Here is a 14436-nt window from a genome sequence, read left to right as displayed (position 1 = left end):
ACTTTTCTTATAAACAGTATTGTTTTAACTTAACATCATAAATAAACACTTATGCTAACTCATACCAGCTCGTCTATTTTCGACACAATTCCACACAAACCTCGCAATGCGCAGTCCAAGGAAACATATCCACCATCCAACACTCCTCCGCCCGATACCCCATCTTCTTCAGCACTCCCAAATCTCTCCCCAAACTCACCGGATTACAGGAAATATACACAATCTTCCCCGGCCCCAGCAAAGCCGCGCTGCGCAGGAATTCCTCCGAACTCCCATTCCTCGGCGGATCCATCAGCAGCACATCCGCCTTCGCCCCTTCTTCCGCCATCTGCGTCAAAAACCGCCCCGCATCCGCCTTATAAAAACGCACATTTTTAATCCCATTCACCTTCGCATTAACAATCGCATCCCTGACCGCATCCGGATTCAGTTCCACCGAAATCACATTCTTCGCATGCTTCGACGCGATCAGCCCAATCGTCCCAATACCGCAGTAAGCATCAATAACGGTTTCCTTCCCGCTCAGCCCTGCAAGCTCCACCGCTTTACTGTAAAGCTTCTCCGTTTGCACCGGATTAATCTGATAGAAAGACGCCGGAGAAATCCGGAATCTGCAGCCGCAGAGAATATCTTCAATATATCCCTTCCCATACAGAATCTGCTGTTTATCCCCCAGAATCAAGCTGTCCGTACGGTTATTCACATTCTGTACCACTGTTGTGATTTCCGGATGAGCCTTCAGCAATGCATTGGTAAAATTTCTCTTAGAAGGGAAAATCGGCGAGGCCGTCACAAGAACCACCATAACCTCACCGGTGGCAAAGCCTCTTCTCACCAGCACATAGCGAAGCAGGCCATAGCCCGTATCCTCATCATAAACCTTGATTTTAAAAGAACGCAGCATCCCGCGGATTGTCCCGATAATCTTATCCGCAAGCTCGTCCTCAATCAGACATTTCTCTACCGGGATCACGCGGTGCGTGCCTTCCTGATAGACTCCGGAAATCGGATTTCCTTTCCGGTCTCTGTCAAAAACAGCGGTTACCTTATTCCTGTAATTCCATGGATTTTCCATGCCGATAATCGGTTTGAAATGCCCTTTCAGTTCCGGGCATTTCTCCAGCTCATGCTTTACAAATTCTTCTTTTTTCTTCAGCTGTTCTTTATAGGTCATGTGCAGATATTTGCAGCTTCCGCACTTTTTTTCATTTACGCATTTCTTTTCCATATGCTCATTCCTTATCCTTCAATTGTTTAAAAATCTCTTTGTATTCCCCGCCGAAAATACTGCCTTTTCTCCATACAAAATAAAAATCATGCTCCACATTAAAATCCTTCAGCGGAATTTCCCGAATACTGCCCTGATCCAGTTCCTGCCGGACGGCGGCTTCATAGAGGAAGCTAATCCCATGGCCTTCCTGCACCAGATATTTCATAACGTGGATATTGTTGATTTCGTGGAGCTTGCGGAAATCTCTTACCGACAGGTTCTTTCCTTCCAGTATGCGTTCCAGGACCTCCCTTGTGCCGCTTCCTTTTTCTCTGATGAGAAGCGCTTCTCCGAGCAGATCCTCCGTCCTGATCTTGCGGCTGTCATTCATGCCCGCCCGGGTCTGGTACCTGGCTCCTGCGATAGGAATATATTTTTCCGTGGAGTAAATCTGATAATCATAATCCTGGCGGGAAAAATAGCCTTCAACCAGTGCAAAATCCAGTTTTCCTTCATCTATAAGCCCCAGAAGGTCCGACGTATTGGCAACCGTAACATGGACGGAAGCCTCCGGCGCCCTGAGCATGTATCTGCTGAGCATGGACGGAAGGACAAACTCACCGATTGTCATAGTCGCGCCCATGTGCAGGCTGCGTTCTGTCGCCCCGGCCCGGGCCATAAGTTCCTTTAATGCGTATTCATCGTGGCGCATAGTGAGGCCCGCGCTCTGCAGAAGGCGGCCAGCCTCCGTAAGCACCATCTTTTTTCCCTCGCTGACAAAAAGCCGTGTTCCGTAGTATTCTTCCAAATGCCTGATATGCTGTGACACCGCGGGCTGTGTAATGCACAGTTCTTCCGCTGCCTTCGTATAATTCAGGTTTCGGCACACTGCCAGAAAGGTTTCCATCCGAAAATCCTGCATGAGTTCTCCTTTTCCCTTAGCCTTTTCCGGCTGTCATTTTCCGCCGGTTTTCCTGCTTTTTCTCTTTATTAATAATAACATAGCCTTATATAAAAAGAAATAAAGATAACTTTTATTTATTCCTTTCCATACGGCATTTTCCTGACGTTCCGATGTGCTTCTCTCTTCTTTTTTCCATATTTTCTTGACGTTTTCTCCCATACAGACTACAATGAACGATATAATTTCCGTTAATTCCATTAAGAAGACTGAGGGAGGTTTTCTGCATGCTCAAATTAATTTGTTCTGATGTGGACGGCACTCTGGTACCGGACGGAGGCCATGATCTGAACCCGGAATACTTTACCCAGATACGCCATTTGAAAAAAAATGGCATTCTTTTTGCCGCTGTATCCGGCCGTTCCTATTCCAGCCTGAAAAAATTGTTTGCACCGGTAATTGATGATATTCTGTTCATCTGTGATAACGGCGCGCGTACGATTTATCACGGCAATCTTTTGTCCTGTTATACCATACGCCGGGAACTGGCTATAGAAATTGTGCGTGAGATTGAGGCTCTTCCCGGATGCACTACTTATATTTCCGCAGTCAAGGACGGGTATGTTAAAGAAGGGGCCGACGAACTTTACCGCTGGCTGACGGAAGGGTACCAGCTGGATATTAAAAAGCTGAAACGGATGCCTGAGGATCTGCCTGCTAATGACGGTATTCTCAGCGTGGAAATGTATCATCCCACGAGAGCCGAGGAAATCGCACACCAGGGGCTTTACCAGAAATGGCACGGTCACAAAGAACTGCAGCTGGTATGCGCCGGAAAGCAATGGATGAATTTCACTCCCATCAATGCAGATAAAGGGATCGCCCTTTCCGAATTTCAGAACCGGTATGGAATAACTCCCGGTGAAACCATGGCCTTTGGAGACAATATGAACGATGCAAGCATGCTGCTTCGTGCGGATCAGAGCTATGCCATCGGCAATGCACGAAAGGAAATCAAGAGCCTGACCCGGTTTGTGGCAGATACCAATATCAATGACGGAGTACTGCAGGTGCTGCGTACGGTTAAAACAAATATACAGTAGAAGGGGCGGTATGTCTCTCAATTGCCAGTCAAAACAGGCGCTGCGGGCTAATGATGGAAGCAGCTCCTGTTTGTCTGTATATTTTTTATCATTCATTTATATTCGGATAATAAATTCCCTCTTTTCAAATTTTAAACCTTATGATATACTCTAATACATGCAGATATAGTTCATCGGTAGAACGCTAGCTTCCCAAGCTGGAGAGACGGGTTCGATTCCCGCTATCTGCTTTTTGTTTTGCCCAAATTCCCTGAAAACAGGGATAAACAGACTCACTTCTTAAATATATCCAGCGCATGGCTTGTAATACCGGCCAAATCAACCCGTTCACAAACGGCAAAATGATATTTCAAATATAATTCAAAGGTATCATCCTCCATTTCATCAATCACTTCACGCATAAACAAAGCACAGCCGTCTGCTGCGACATAGTGTAAGCGTGCTGTCGGAAACACAGACATCAAATCGTCAATATCTTCTTTACGCACAAGTTCAAACAAATCCTTTGGCTCCGATTTTGCAGCGAATGTTTCGGCGTCAATCAGCCCCTTTTCAATATATTCCGCAACATTGATATTTCCCCGCCGGAATCCTTCATCCAGAAGGCAGCCATCGGAAATAACATAGGCTGCAAAAATACAGCCGCCCGGTTTTGTAACGCGAATCGCTTCACCCAGGGCCTGTCTTTTATCCTCTTTGCTATAAAGATGATACAGCGGCCCCAACAGCAACGTAATATCATATTCATTATCCGGGAAAGCAGATAAATCCAAAGCATTGCCCTGGGTAATCGTTATATTTTCAGTTGATAAGGTATTTTTTCGGAATACCTCAATGTTATGCTCCACCAATTCCACCGCATCAACAGCGTATCCCCGGCGTGCCAGTGCATGGGAATACCGTCCCGTTCCCGCACCAATTTCCAGCACACGGGCACTCAGGTTTATATATTTCTCTATATAACGCATGGTGGTAAGGAATTCCACCGACCCGCTTTTTAACGCCAGACGGCTGTCTTCATCATAATTATTGTAAAAATCAATTAAATACGGATTTGTTTTCATATTACTGCTCCTTCGGTTTAAAGTAGTTGAAAAGTATCATTAAGCAAAAAATTCCCAATCCGGCTTTTCCTGTTTTATAAAAGCAGAAAGTAAATTCTTCAGCATTTTTTCAACATTATTTCGGTCAAATGTCAGTTTTCCGGTCGCTGTTAAGACCGCAATGCCATGTGTATAAAGGAACAGATCTAAAAATATGGCTTTTCCGCGTTCCCATTCAACTCCAATGCTGTCTGAAAAAATCTTTGCCTTTTCTTCATTTCCCACTTCCTTATAAAAATCCTTTGCCTCTGTCATATCCAAATCCATATCATTAATAAAAAGCAGTTTAAACAAATTTGTTTCGTCTCTGGCGAACGCAATATATGACAAAGGAAGAATCAGGCAAGAATCTGTATTTACGGATGCTCTGTAATCAGCAACATACTGATTATAAAATTCAAAGGCAAAATCAAGGAATTCACACTTTAATTCATCCATATTTTTATAACAGGTAAAAATCGGGCGTGTTGAGCACTGCAGCTTGTCTGCAATGCTTCTCGCATTTACAGCATCAAATCCTGCCTGTCTTGTAATGTCCAATACAGTATCCAAAATCATTTCCTTCGATATTTTTGCTTTGGGCGGCATATTTTCACCTCACTTTTATAAAAAACAAATGTTATGCAACTATTGTTGCATAACATGCAATGCATGTCAAGAGATCTTTTAATAACATATCCATTCAGCTTTTCTCTTTGCTTATTTTTGATACTTCATTCTTATCCCCATAGAAAAGCGGCATAACCCGTGTAATTGGATCATGCCGATTAATAAGAAAACTATTTTCTCGTTACAGAAACCCTTAAGACAAGCTGCCACTCACTGACGTCCATCCCCGCCCTTCGTAACCACCACATTCCCGTTCTCATCCAAAAGCGGTGTCAGCCCTCCGGCATTAGCCGCCTTACGCCACATATAATTAACCCCCGTTTCCATATCAACCCATATTTCAACCGCATCAACGATTCCCTGACTGTAAACTCTTACAAACCGATCCATACCTTATCCCCCTCTTCCCTTACAATTCCCATTCCAAAATAAAGCTTATCATTTTCCCTCTCCACCGCATATATTACTAATAATCAAAATCCCCGGATGATATTATGCAGACATATTATAAAACCACCTTAGAGGACACCCTATACGATGAAGATACCCCCGTTCTCACCTACAAAATCAACTATCCCTGCATTTCTTCCTCGTTCTGCTCCGTACAGAGCATCAACGATTTTTATTACAGGGAAGCGAAAAACAGTGAAAACTACTGCCGCACTATATTATACCAACAAGCCCTTGAAAACGCAAAGGATACGCAGGCCCATCCCTTCAACAGCTACGAATTTATCATCGATTTCACAGTGACTTATAATGAAAAATGCATTTTAAGCCTGTACACAGACACCTACACCTATACCGGCGGAGCCCACGGCGGTACAAAACGTACCTCAAACACATGGAATTTAAGGAACTGCACGCTGCTTCAGCTTGGCGACGTATATCCTCTCACCCCGGATTCCCTGTGTAAGCTGCAGAAAAACATCACCCATCAAATAGCCGAGAGACAGCAGGAAAATCCCGATACTTATTTTGACAACTACGAGTTTTTAATAAGGGAAAACCTGAATCTGGCTAATTTCTATCTGGAGCCATATAACGGCATCCTTTACTTCCAGCAATACGACATAGCCCCCTATTCCACAGGAATCCCCACCTTCCATTTCCCCATATGGAACATTTTCTGATTCCGCATGGCTGCATCATACTACAGTTTCTCAGGTCGGCGGAGGGATTCTCCCTCCCCGGCCAGCAGCTTCGATCTCTCTCCCGCGTACATAACCGTCAGTCTGTGCATTGCCCGTGTACAGGCAATATAAAGCAGTCCCCGGTCCTTCTCCGTCCGATAAGTGTCCTGAGCCACATCCGGAACGATTACTTCATCAAATTCCAACCCTTTAGACATCTGAATCGAAGCTATGGACACTCCGTTGACAAAAGCCGTACTTTCCGGTGCAATCCGGTTCACTTCACAGTCCTCCGAAAGAAGCTCTGCCATCCTTTCCGCCTCTTCATTGGTTCTCATAAGGATTCCCATGGAGGCATTCGGCCCCGCAGCAAAACGGTGTATTTCCTTCTTAATCTGCCTTATCTCCTCCTTCCTGTCCGCGCAGCAAATCACATCCGGTTCCTCTCCGTGCCGTTCCACAGGTTCTATCAGATCATTGGGACATATTCTTTTGGCAAACCGGATAATTTCCCATGTGGAGCGATAGCTTTTATTCAGCATGACAAATTCCGCATTTTTGTAAAGGCTTCGTATATCCTTCAATGTATGAAGATGGTTGGGATTGATAAACTGTCCGAAATCCCCCAGTATCGTCTTGGGGCAGCGGAACATCTCGTTAAGAACCGCAAATTGTACCGGCGTATAATCCTGCATTTCGTCAATAACCAGATGCTTAGTAATACCATTTTCCCGAAAGCCTTCAAAAGCGCCGTAAAGGTACAGAAACGGACAGACATCCTCCCATGCCAGAGTTTTAGCCGCGGGCATTACAAAAAAATCCGCAATTCCCATTTTGACATAAAAATCCTTATAAACAGCCAGAGGATTTTTGATAATAAGCATGGCTTCCAGGCTCTTTCTGATCTGCGCTGACCTTGGAAGGGTCTCTTCCCTTATATTCTCCGTCCGCAGACGTTCCAGGATATCCTCCGCGGCCAGTTCCAGCCGCCGTTTCACCGGCTGTCCGTCATAGGCAAGGAAACGGGCACGGATCCATTCTTTTGTTACATGAAATACTCCGAAACAGTATTCTTCCGGCGAAAAAACAGCATAGGGCAGTTGTATTTTATATTCATTTATAAGCCGCAGGAATCTCATAGAAGACTTGAACCGTATCCGTTCCGCCCGGCCTTTACCCATTTTCTTAAGGGGATCCTCTTCCGGCAGAAAGCCGATGACCTTTTCCAGCTGATGATGTGCAATATCCGACAGGCTCGTCCCGGATATGGGTTCTTCCCCCAGCTCAGGTATGACATTGGATATGTAATCCCCAAAGACCTTATTGGGCGAAAGAATCATCACTTCACGGGAATGGAGCCGGTCCTGGAAGCGGTACAGCAGATAGGCGATCCTGTGCAGGGCAATGGAGGTCTTCCCGGAACCCGCCGCTCCCTGGATAATGAGTGTTTCCGCCTTTTCATTGCGGATGATCCGGTTCTGCTCCTTCTGAATGGTGGAAATGATGGATTTCATTTTTTCATCCGAAGTATGGTTCAATTCTTTTAACAGCACCTCATCCCGGACATTTCCGGAGCTTTCCAGTGCATATTCCAACACCCCTGCCGTAATTTTAAACTGTCTTTTTCCGGTGAGTTCGCCGCCGATATATCCCGCCGGCGCTTCAAAGCCTGCAGGGCCATTTTCAAAATCATAGAAAAGCCCTGCCACAGGAGCCCTCCAATCAAAAATCAAGGGTTCCCTGTCATACTGAAAAGCGAAACGGCCGATATAGTAGGTTTCCGCATGGCTGCTTCCCTCTTCCAGAAAATCGATTCTGGCGAAATACGGAGACTCCTTCAGCCGTACCAGCCGGTTTCTGCCCTCCGCGGCAAAGGCGCCTGTCCTGTCCGTCTGCTTCAGCAGCAGCTCGTTCTGGAACATTTCGTCGGGATCTATTTCTCCCCGATTGTCGGCCATATAACGCTTTGCATCCCGGTATTCTCTTTCCAGCTGTCCCACAGAATTCTCCGCTTTGTCCAGCGCCTTTTCCAGAATGGCATTTATCCGGGCCAGATGCGTGATTTCCTCCGGAAAAGGTATTTTATTCTCCTCCATCCTCTCCCTCCTTTCTGTGCAGCACAAACCGCTGTGTGGGGTAGCCGAATTCCACCAGCAGTTCCGCTTCGGCAAATCCCAGGCCTTTAATCGCCCTGCGGTGTCCGGTATCCGCCCTGTCGCCTTCCCGGAAGGTGGTAATGCTGAGCTCCCTCCCCTTCAGAAGTTCTCCCATCACCTTATCTAAAAAAGCCTTCGGAATCCCCATTTTCCGGTATAAAGGATGGCATCCCATGAAATCAATGCTTCCTGTCTCACCGGTAAAAAGCAGAATTCCCACGGCCATTGCCCCGTCCTTTAGAATCAGCGCCTGTCCGGTGCGGATCTTTTCCTTCAGCACCCGGATATATTCCGCTTCATCCAGGCAGGGAAAGCCATCGACAACAAGCCGTACCAGTTCCATCCAGCAGGGGATGTCCTCCTGCACGGCAAAGGCAATATCCCACTGCCGTCTTTGTTTTTGTTCCAGCATTGCATAACTCCCTTCTAAATGAAATCTCAGCTGAAGGGGATAAAACCGTTCTGTTTCCCGGTATCTGCCCGGCGCCGTTTTATACATGGAAGTAAAGCAGGCCGTAAATGCCTGCTGGCTTTCAAATCCTGCCGTCAAAGCGATTTCCAGAATAGGCTTGTCGGAAAAAACGAGCAGCTTGGCCGCCTCCGTCAGTCTCCGCCGCTGAATATAATCATGGACGGTAAGCCCTACGGTATCGGCGAACATACGATGGAGATGATATTTGGAGTAGTGTACCGCCTCCGCTATCCTGTCCAGATCCAGTTTTTCGGTGAGATGATCTTCCACATAGTCAATGACTGCCGTGATATTTTCGATATTGCGGTTTGCCATAGGTGTTTCCTCCTTCAGAAATCTTATTATACCCAATTACGGGGAATCGCTTTTAATCATTCTTGCGGTTTTCCCACTTTTACAGATAAAAAAACCGGCAGCTGCAAAGTCTGGCCAACAAAGCCTTGACACGAATTCGAACTAATAGTATGATTATTGAAACTATAGTTCGATTATGAAAGGAATCCTTATGGCCGGAAGAAAAAAAGAAGCCCTCGTCCAATTTCATAAAAAAAGCATACTGGATACCGCAGAAAAGCTGTTTTCAGAAAAAGGCATCCGCCAGACCACCATGGACGATATTGCCAAAGCTGCGGATTACAGCAAATCCACCCTTTACGTATATTTCAAAAGCAAAGACGAAATTTATGAACACATTATATACAGCCACATGTGCCGCCTGAAGGAAAGTATGGAAGAATGCACCCGGGAAAACCTGGATTTTGAACAGTGCTATTTTCGTATCTGCGCGAAGCTGTCACAGCTGTATGAACAATATCCGCTGTATTTTCCCAGTATTCTCGGGAATATCCCCGTGGATGAGCAGTCTCTTGCCGACAGCGAGATCCTTCATCTTATTTATGATGTGGGTGAAGAAATCAATGACTGCATTACAGAGATTTTCCGGCAGGGAATCCGGGAAGGCATACTCTCCCCCGACATCAATATCATGCCCTCCGCCTTTACTCTCTGGGCCGCATTGGGAAGCCTGATACCCATGGCGAATGAAAAAGAATGCTATCTGAAAAAAAGAATGAACATGGATAAATCAGAATTTCTTCAGCACAGCTTCCGCATGCTGCTTCAATCCTTAAAAGGAGGATGTTGATATGGGTATCCTCACCGGCCTCTTATGCCTTCTGTGCTTCTGCCTGCTGGGCACCAAAGGAATAACAAGAAAATTCGGCCTTTCAGCGGCGGATAACTTATTTATGAAGCTTCATAAGCCCTTATCCGCCGCCCTGCTAATCATCGGACTGATTCATCTTATCTGTGCCCTCTCTCTTATAAAAACAAGACACATTTCCGTATACCTGTCGGGAGCGGCCATCCTGATTACCCTGGTTCTCCTGATAACCCTGTGCCATATCTGCCGGGATGACCGGCTCCGGCTCAAGCAGCACCGGCTCCTCACCTGCATCATGCTTCTGTGCATTGTTTTACATATTGTTTCCTACAGTATTGACTATGGAAACTACCGTTCGGCCATTGCAGATATCCACCTGTCCGGTACAGATTTTTCCCGCATGCCTGACGGAAACTATGAAGGGGAATATGATGCCGGTTATATTTATGCCAAAGTACAGGTCACCCTCCGGAATGGCCGAATTACCCATATCGACCTGCTTTCCCATGACAACGAACGCGGAAAAGCGGCTGAGCAGGTGCTTGATGTTATCACCGATACCCAGACCCTGCCGGTGGATGCCGTTTCCGGCGCCACCTGTTCCAGCCTGGTTATCCAGAAAGCTGTTGAAAACGCTCTGACAGGAGGTATCTCTCATGAATAAATGTATTATTTTCTATGTATCCCAACACCACCAAAATACAGAAAAGCTGCTGAAACAGGCCATCGGCGGTGAACCCCTCGCCGAACTGGTTCCCCTGACTGATACTCCCCTCCCGGATCTGTCCCAATACAGCCTTATCGGCCTGGCTTCCGGCGTTTATATGGGCGAACCTCATGCCGCCATGCTTGCTTTTTTGGAAAAACACAGGAAAGACCTGGCAGGACGTAAGGTCTTCACCATCCTCACCAGCGGATCCAACCAGAAAAATTACAGCAAAAACTTCCGCGCTCTCTTAGAAAACTGCGGCTGCAGCATCACAGGCAGTTTTCAGTGTAAGGGCTTTGATACCAATGGCCCCTGGAAGCTCATCGGCGGTATCGCCAAAGGCCATCCGGACGCCGCAGATATCTCGGATACAGCCGCCTTTATCCGGGAACAAATTAAAACCGTACTTCCTTCCGATACCAGATAAGGAGCCGTACTTCACCGGCTCTTTCTGCCAGAAACAGCACTGCCAGGGAAAATCATACCCCTGGCAGTGCTGTTTTTTATATTTCTTTTACCGCTTTTCTCAGAACCGGAAGCAGAACTGCTGCCGCCGTCCCTCCCGCCATGGCCGTAATAAACTGAGGAAGGGAAAACATCCCGGAAACCAGCGATGCCTGCGGTTCCGCCAGTACAAGAAGGTAAGGCACCGCGAAACAGGCAATCCCTCCATACAATACCGCCGTCTTTGCCGCAGCACCTCCCGCCACTGCCAGGCATTTTCTGAAAACGCCTGTCCTTCCTCCTCTTCCCGCAATCAGATACCATACGGCGCAAATCGTGATATTTCCCGCAATAATAAAAGGAATAAGCGCCCACAGCGGACCTATCCCCAGAAATCTTGCCAGCACCGGGGAAAGTACGGCAACCGTAAAGCCCGAAGCAGGCCCGCAGAGCATTACCGAGGTAATCAGGAGGAAATTGACCACAGAACCTGTGAGAAGAGTACTTCTCAAAGGTGCCGTAGCCGCCTGCAGTACGATCAAAAGGGCGAGAAATACCGCCGTCCGTGTTATCCGGATAATCCTTTTTTTCTGTTCCATAAAAATATACCTCCGACTTGGATTTTTCTTAGCATTATAGTATGATAGAAAAAATCCATCGGTTGCACATGCAACGAAAGGAACCTTTATGAAAAAAACACTTATTCCGGAGGGAACGCCTCTCTTTGAAAACATCGCCCGGAACCAGATCCCTGAAATACTGGAATCCCTGTCCGCCGTGCAGAAGGATTATCATAAAAATGAAGGAATCCTTCTGCAGGGAGATTCGGTATCGGATCTCGGTATTCTCCTCTCAGGCAGCGCGCATTCCCTGAAAACCGATATTACCGGAAAACAGGTCATCGTGACCCTGCTGAAGCCCGGCAGCTATGTCGGCGTACTTCTGGCCGCCAGCCAGGAAAGGAAAAGTCCGGTAACCGTACAGGCAGACGAAACCTCTTCCGTCCTGTACCTTCCCTATCGGAAGCTGCTCACCCAAAGCAGCTGCCCCGGACACGCCCGTCTCCTTTATAACCTTCTGCACGGAATCGCGGAAATGGCTCTCGTATTACACGATCGCAACGATTGTCTTATAAAGCCCACCATCCGTGACAAGGTACTGACTTACCTTTCCCAGGAGGCCGAAAAGACAGGCTCCCGTTCCTTCAGCATCCCTCTTAACAGGGCTGCTATGGCTGAATACCTGAACGTGGATCGCAGCGCACTTTCCCGGGAACTTTCCCGGATGAAGCAGGATGGCCTGATCGACTTCAGCCGCAGCCATTTCCGGCTCCTTACGTAACATTCAGCTTTCCTTTTCCTGCTCATTCTCCAGAATTGCCTCCAGAAGAATCCGTGCCGCCAGCGTGGATCCTTCAAGTGAAGCATGTTCGCCGTCCGAAGCATACATCTCCACTTCCGGGTGGGCATGCTTATACTTCCACCATTCTTCTCCCACCGGCGCCAAAACCGCTCCTGTTTCAACCGCCATTCTCCGATAAGCATCCGTCATCTGCTGCTGCCCCACCTCATTTTCTTTTTCCGCCCAGGTCATATAAGCTACAGGGATGCTCCCTGCCTCCCGTATCCATTTGCTGATTTCCCTTGCCGCCTCTATCATAACCGACTCCGGCCCAAAAGGATGAGCATGCTCCTGAAGAACCACATAGTCATAATTGCCGAAAAGAATGTTAAATCTCACATCCGGTTCCTTCTGATGCTGATGAAGAAACCATCCTCCGTGGGCGATCATCGTCACCTCACAGGGTATCCCCTTTTCTCTCGCCATCCCGGCAAACAATTCCGGCATGTCATTTACGTAGGTATGGCTGTTCCCGATAAATAAAACTCTCATTTTTTCTGTTCCTTCCTTATTATAGATAGTATAGGTAATATTTCTTTTCTCTTTTTCAAATAATATTATTTGATTTTCAGTCTTATTTCGTTGCCTGCTACAGAAAATTCTTGTAAGATGATTTTATCATGAAAAGATCCAGAGGGGAATCTTGAAAAAAATATTATCTCCTGTTCTTATATTCTTTTGTGATATGACGATGTATACATATACTGATGAGGTTTTCTATAATGGGGATTTATTATGAAAAAATATTTAATAGCTTTACTCAGTTTAAGCATCCTTAACTGCCTTCCTATGCTTGCCTTCCTGTTTCTCTCGTTACCTTTTGGTATGATATTGGGGTTGCTGTTTTTAGTAATTTGTTTTGTCACTCCAATCGCTGCCGTTATTTATGCAGCAGTCTCAATTTATTTTTTATTCAGGAGAAGAATGAATGTAATAGGTGGGATTATTGTATTAGGGTTAAATGTTATATATTTAATATTAGGCCTGCCAATAATAGTAATGCTTATGTCTCAATGAACGGACATTATTCTTATGGGGTCAGTATATGAATGGTATTATTCATATACTTAAGGGATCTTTAATTCTCAGCCTCAGAAACAAAAGATAGACGCATAGTTTAGAAAAGTGATTATACGTCCTCATATTGAAAGGAGTATTGTTATGGCGTTTATTGCAATGATGATTGCCAGTATTTCTTTATTTCTATTTGTGCTTGGTATTGGCGGAATAATTCTCAGCATTGTTTTTAGATTCGTAAATTCAAGATGGGCTAAAAAAAGAAATAAGAAAAGCCGGGTTTTGTCGGTGTTTGGCATAATATCCTTTGTTTTAGGTTTTTTATCTGCATTGCCGTTACTCTTAATCATTGGTTTTAATATCACCAGTGACATTAAGCAGAGCATTTCGCAAAGGAATTCAATTGAATATAATGTTTACGCGGATAACATAGATAGAGCAAAAACTCTTCTTGAAAAAGGTGCAGACCCAAATAAACAAAAAGAATACATATATCCGCCAATTTACTACGCTGTTAAAAATGATAATTATGATATGGCAAAAATGCTGTTGGACTATGGCGCAGATCCCAATGCAGAAGCGACATGGAGTACGCAGCTGTTTTATTTTGTCATACAAAATAATGATTTTAAATATGTAAAACTATTTGTTGAATATAATGCAGATGTAAATTATGTCAAATTTGAACAAACACCTTTAGATAAAGCTTATTTTACCAATAACGATGAAATAATTAATTACTTAATAGCAAACGGTGCGAAGACATATGAGGAAATAAAAGGCGAATAGGACAATAGCTTTATGTATGGTATTTTGAGTTCCTGTAAGGAATGGCGAAATAATGACTTTGAAATCAAATGATGCAGATTAGACTGAAGGCACAAAGATTCTTTGTTTGCGGGTGTGTCAAATAAACTGTGTATCACTTGCAGATTATTCGACACACCTCTTTTTTGAATAGGTATCAGCATTACTGACAATACTGCATGTAAGTGGAATAAATTGGTAAATAAATT

General features: G+C 45.4%; 17 protein-coding genes and 1 tRNA gene. 9 read left to right on the top strand and 9 right to left on the bottom strand.

The annotated features are described in order from the left end of the window. Positions 1-73: 73 nt before the first annotated feature. Both rlmD and BLA28_RS13900 read right to left on the bottom strand, forming a co-directional pair. On the bottom strand, positions 74-1228 hold the full coding sequence (gene rlmD, locus BLA28_RS13905) for a 23S rRNA (uracil(1939)-C(5))-methyltransferase RlmD (RefSeq protein ID WP_069158566.1): 1155 nt from the start codon (positions 1226-1228) through the stop codon (positions 74-76). A gap of 4 nt (positions 1229-1232) precedes the next feature. Next, on the bottom strand, positions 1233-2132 hold the full coding sequence (locus BLA28_RS13900; protein WP_069158567.1) for a LysR family transcriptional regulator: 900 nt from the start codon (positions 2130-2132) through the stop codon (positions 1233-1235). A 266-nt stretch (positions 2133-2398) separates the two neighbouring features. On the opposite strand from BLA28_RS13900, the gene BLA28_RS13890 reads away from it, so the two are divergent. Continuing rightward, on the top strand, positions 2399-3214 hold the full coding sequence (locus tag BLA28_RS13890) for an HAD family hydrolase (protein WP_069158569.1): 816 nt from the start codon (positions 2399-2401) through the stop codon (positions 3212-3214). 159 nt (positions 3215-3373) lie between these two features. Next, positions 3374-3444: transfer RNA gene (locus BLA28_RS13885), tRNA-Gly, on the top strand. A 42-nt stretch (positions 3445-3486) separates the two neighbouring features. Here the strand turns inward: BLA28_RS13885 and BLA28_RS13880 are convergent. From BLA28_RS13880 to BLA28_RS13870, 3 genes are all read right to left on the bottom strand, one after another. Continuing rightward, positions 3487-4278: a class I SAM-dependent methyltransferase gene (locus BLA28_RS13880; protein WP_069158570.1), complete on the bottom strand. Its 792-nt coding sequence runs from the start codon at positions 4276-4278 to the stop codon at positions 3487-3489. A gap of 39 nt (positions 4279-4317) precedes the next feature. Next, a complete protein-coding gene (locus BLA28_RS13875) occupies positions 4318-4905 on the bottom strand; it encodes a TetR/AcrR family transcriptional regulator (protein WP_069158571.1) in 588 nt (195 codons plus the stop codon). Between the two features lie 231 nt (positions 4906-5136). Beyond that, the gene (locus tag BLA28_RS13870; protein WP_069158572.1) at positions 5137-5316 is read right to left on the bottom strand and encodes a DUF6440 family protein; all 180 of its coding nucleotides are present in this window, start codon (positions 5314-5316) and stop codon (positions 5137-5139) included. A gap of 104 nt (positions 5317-5420) precedes the next feature. Between BLA28_RS13870 and BLA28_RS13865 the strand changes: the two genes are divergently transcribed. Continuing rightward, positions 5421-6059 carry a DUF3298 and DUF4163 domain-containing protein gene (locus tag BLA28_RS13865; protein ID WP_069158573.1) on the top strand — a complete coding sequence of 213 codons (639 nt, stop codon included), beginning with the start codon at positions 5421-5423 and terminating at the stop codon, positions 6057-6059. A 20-nt stretch (positions 6060-6079) separates the two neighbouring features. On the opposite strand, the gene BLA28_RS13860 is transcribed toward BLA28_RS13865, so the two are convergent. Both BLA28_RS13860 and BLA28_RS13855 read right to left on the bottom strand, forming a co-directional pair. Then, complete coding sequence (locus BLA28_RS13860) at positions 6080-8155, bottom strand: HelD family protein (protein ID WP_069158574.1); 2076 nt, start codon at positions 8153-8155, stop codon at positions 6080-6082. Further along, positions 8142-9002 (bottom strand): helix-turn-helix transcriptional regulator, encoded by an 861-nt coding sequence (locus tag BLA28_RS13855; RefSeq protein ID WP_069158575.1) that lies wholly within the window; start codon positions 9000-9002, stop codon positions 8142-8144. Before BLA28_RS13855 ends, BLA28_RS13860 begins: the two co-directional genes overlap by 14 nt. Before the next feature lie 190 nt (positions 9003-9192). On the opposite strand from BLA28_RS13855, the gene BLA28_RS13850 reads away from it, so the two are divergent. The 3 genes from BLA28_RS13850 to BLA28_RS13840 are packed head-to-tail and all read left to right on the top strand — an operon-like array spanning position 9193 to position 10985. Further along, positions 9193-9831, top strand: a complete 639-nt coding sequence (locus BLA28_RS13850; RefSeq protein ID WP_069158576.1) for a TetR/AcrR family transcriptional regulator — start codon at positions 9193-9195, stop codon at positions 9829-9831. Position 9832: 1 nt separating this feature from the next. Further along, positions 9833-10513, top strand: coding sequence for an FMN-binding protein (locus BLA28_RS34220; RefSeq protein WP_242880634.1), 681 nt, complete (start codon positions 9833-9835; stop codon positions 10511-10513). Beyond that, positions 10506-10985, top strand: coding sequence for a flavodoxin domain-containing protein (locus BLA28_RS13840; protein ID WP_069158577.1), 480 nt, complete (start codon positions 10506-10508; stop codon positions 10983-10985). Before BLA28_RS34220 ends, BLA28_RS13840 begins: the two co-directional genes overlap by 8 nt. Before the next feature lie 76 nt (positions 10986-11061). Here BLA28_RS13840 and BLA28_RS13835 read toward each other — a convergent pair whose 3' ends face one another. Next, positions 11062-11601 (bottom strand): ECF transporter S component, encoded by a 540-nt coding sequence (locus tag BLA28_RS13835; protein ID WP_069158578.1) that lies wholly within the window; start codon positions 11599-11601, stop codon positions 11062-11064. A gap of 88 nt (positions 11602-11689) precedes the next feature. Here BLA28_RS13835 and BLA28_RS13830 point away from each other — a divergent pair, with 88 nt between their 5' ends. After that, positions 11690-12343: a Crp/Fnr family transcriptional regulator gene (locus BLA28_RS13830; RefSeq protein WP_069158579.1), complete on the top strand. Its 654-nt coding sequence runs from the start codon at positions 11690-11692 to the stop codon at positions 12341-12343. 3 nt (positions 12344-12346) lie between these two features. On the opposite strand, the gene BLA28_RS13825 is transcribed toward BLA28_RS13830, so the two are convergent. Then, a complete protein-coding gene (locus BLA28_RS13825) occupies positions 12347-12895 on the bottom strand; it encodes a hypothetical protein (RefSeq protein WP_069158580.1) in 549 nt (182 codons plus the stop codon). A 243-nt stretch (positions 12896-13138) separates the two neighbouring features. Here BLA28_RS13825 and BLA28_RS13820 point away from each other — a divergent pair, with 243 nt between their 5' ends. Together BLA28_RS13820 and BLA28_RS13815 are read left to right on the top strand one after the other, a co-directional pair. Beyond that, a complete protein-coding gene (locus tag BLA28_RS13820; RefSeq protein ID WP_069158581.1) occupies positions 13139-13420 on the top strand; it encodes a hypothetical protein in 282 nt (93 codons plus the stop codon). A 144-nt stretch (positions 13421-13564) separates the two neighbouring features. Next, complete coding sequence (locus BLA28_RS13815; RefSeq protein ID WP_069158582.1) at positions 13565-14209, top strand: ankyrin repeat domain-containing protein; 645 nt, start codon at positions 13565-13567, stop codon at positions 14207-14209. Positions 14210-14436: the final 227 nt, after the last annotated feature.

Source organism: Eisenbergiella tayi, from assembly GCF_001881565.1.
Taxonomy (GTDB): domain Bacteria; phylum Bacillota; class Clostridia; order Lachnospirales; family Lachnospiraceae; genus Eisenbergiella; species Eisenbergiella tayi.
The sequence above is the reverse complement of the archived record's forward strand: the minus strand, read 5'-3'. Positions and strand labels throughout refer to the sequence as shown.

What these genes read in the sequence shown, in the direction of transcription:
- rlmD (WP_069158566.1), bottom strand. Translation starts at nt 1,228, where the DNA reads ATGGAAAAGAAATGCGTAAATGAAAAAAAGTGCGGAAGCTGCAAATAT.
- BLA28_RS13900 (WP_069158567.1), bottom strand. Translation starts at nt 2,132, where the DNA reads ATGCAGGATTTTCGGATGGAAACCTTTCTGGCAGTGTGCCGAAACCTG.
- BLA28_RS13890 (WP_069158569.1), top strand. Translation starts at nt 2,399, where the DNA reads ATGCTCAAATTAATTTGTTCTGATGTGGACGGCACTCTGGTACCGGAC.
- BLA28_RS13880 (WP_069158570.1), bottom strand. Translation starts at nt 4,278, where the DNA reads ATGAAAACAAATCCGTATTTAATTGATTTTTACAATAATTATGATGAA.
- BLA28_RS13875 (WP_069158571.1), bottom strand. Translation starts at nt 4,905, where the DNA reads ATGCCGCCCAAAGCAAAAATATCGAAGGAAATGATTTTGGATACTGTA.
- BLA28_RS13870 (WP_069158572.1), bottom strand. Translation starts at nt 5,316, where the DNA reads ATGGATCGGTTTGTAAGAGTTTACAGTCAGGGAATCGTTGATGCGGTT.
- BLA28_RS13865 (WP_069158573.1), top strand. Translation starts at nt 5,421, where the DNA reads ATGCAGACATATTATAAAACCACCTTAGAGGACACCCTATACGATGAA.
- BLA28_RS13860 (WP_069158574.1), bottom strand. Translation starts at nt 8,155, where the DNA reads ATGGAGGAGAATAAAATACCTTTTCCGGAGGAAATCACGCATCTGGCC.
- BLA28_RS13855 (WP_069158575.1), bottom strand. Translation starts at nt 9,002, where the DNA reads ATGGCAAACCGCAATATCGAAAATATCACGGCAGTCATTGACTATGTG.
- BLA28_RS13850 (WP_069158576.1), top strand. Translation starts at nt 9,193, where the DNA reads ATGGCCGGAAGAAAAAAAGAAGCCCTCGTCCAATTTCATAAAAAAAGC.
- BLA28_RS34220 (WP_242880634.1), top strand. Translation starts at nt 9,833, where the DNA reads ATGGGTATCCTCACCGGCCTCTTATGCCTTCTGTGCTTCTGCCTGCTG.
- BLA28_RS13840 (WP_069158577.1), top strand. Translation starts at nt 10,506, where the DNA reads ATGAATAAATGTATTATTTTCTATGTATCCCAACACCACCAAAATACA.
- BLA28_RS13835 (WP_069158578.1), bottom strand. Translation starts at nt 11,601, where the DNA reads ATGGAACAGAAAAAAAGGATTATCCGGATAACACGGACGGCGGTATTT.
- BLA28_RS13830 (WP_069158579.1), top strand. Translation starts at nt 11,690, where the DNA reads ATGAAAAAAACACTTATTCCGGAGGGAACGCCTCTCTTTGAAAACATC.
- BLA28_RS13825 (WP_069158580.1), bottom strand. Translation starts at nt 12,895, where the DNA reads ATGAGAGTTTTATTTATCGGGAACAGCCATACCTACGTAAATGACATG.
- BLA28_RS13820 (WP_069158581.1), top strand. Translation starts at nt 13,139, where the DNA reads ATGAAAAAATATTTAATAGCTTTACTCAGTTTAAGCATCCTTAACTGC.
- BLA28_RS13815 (WP_069158582.1), top strand. Translation starts at nt 13,565, where the DNA reads ATGGCGTTTATTGCAATGATGATTGCCAGTATTTCTTTATTTCTATTT.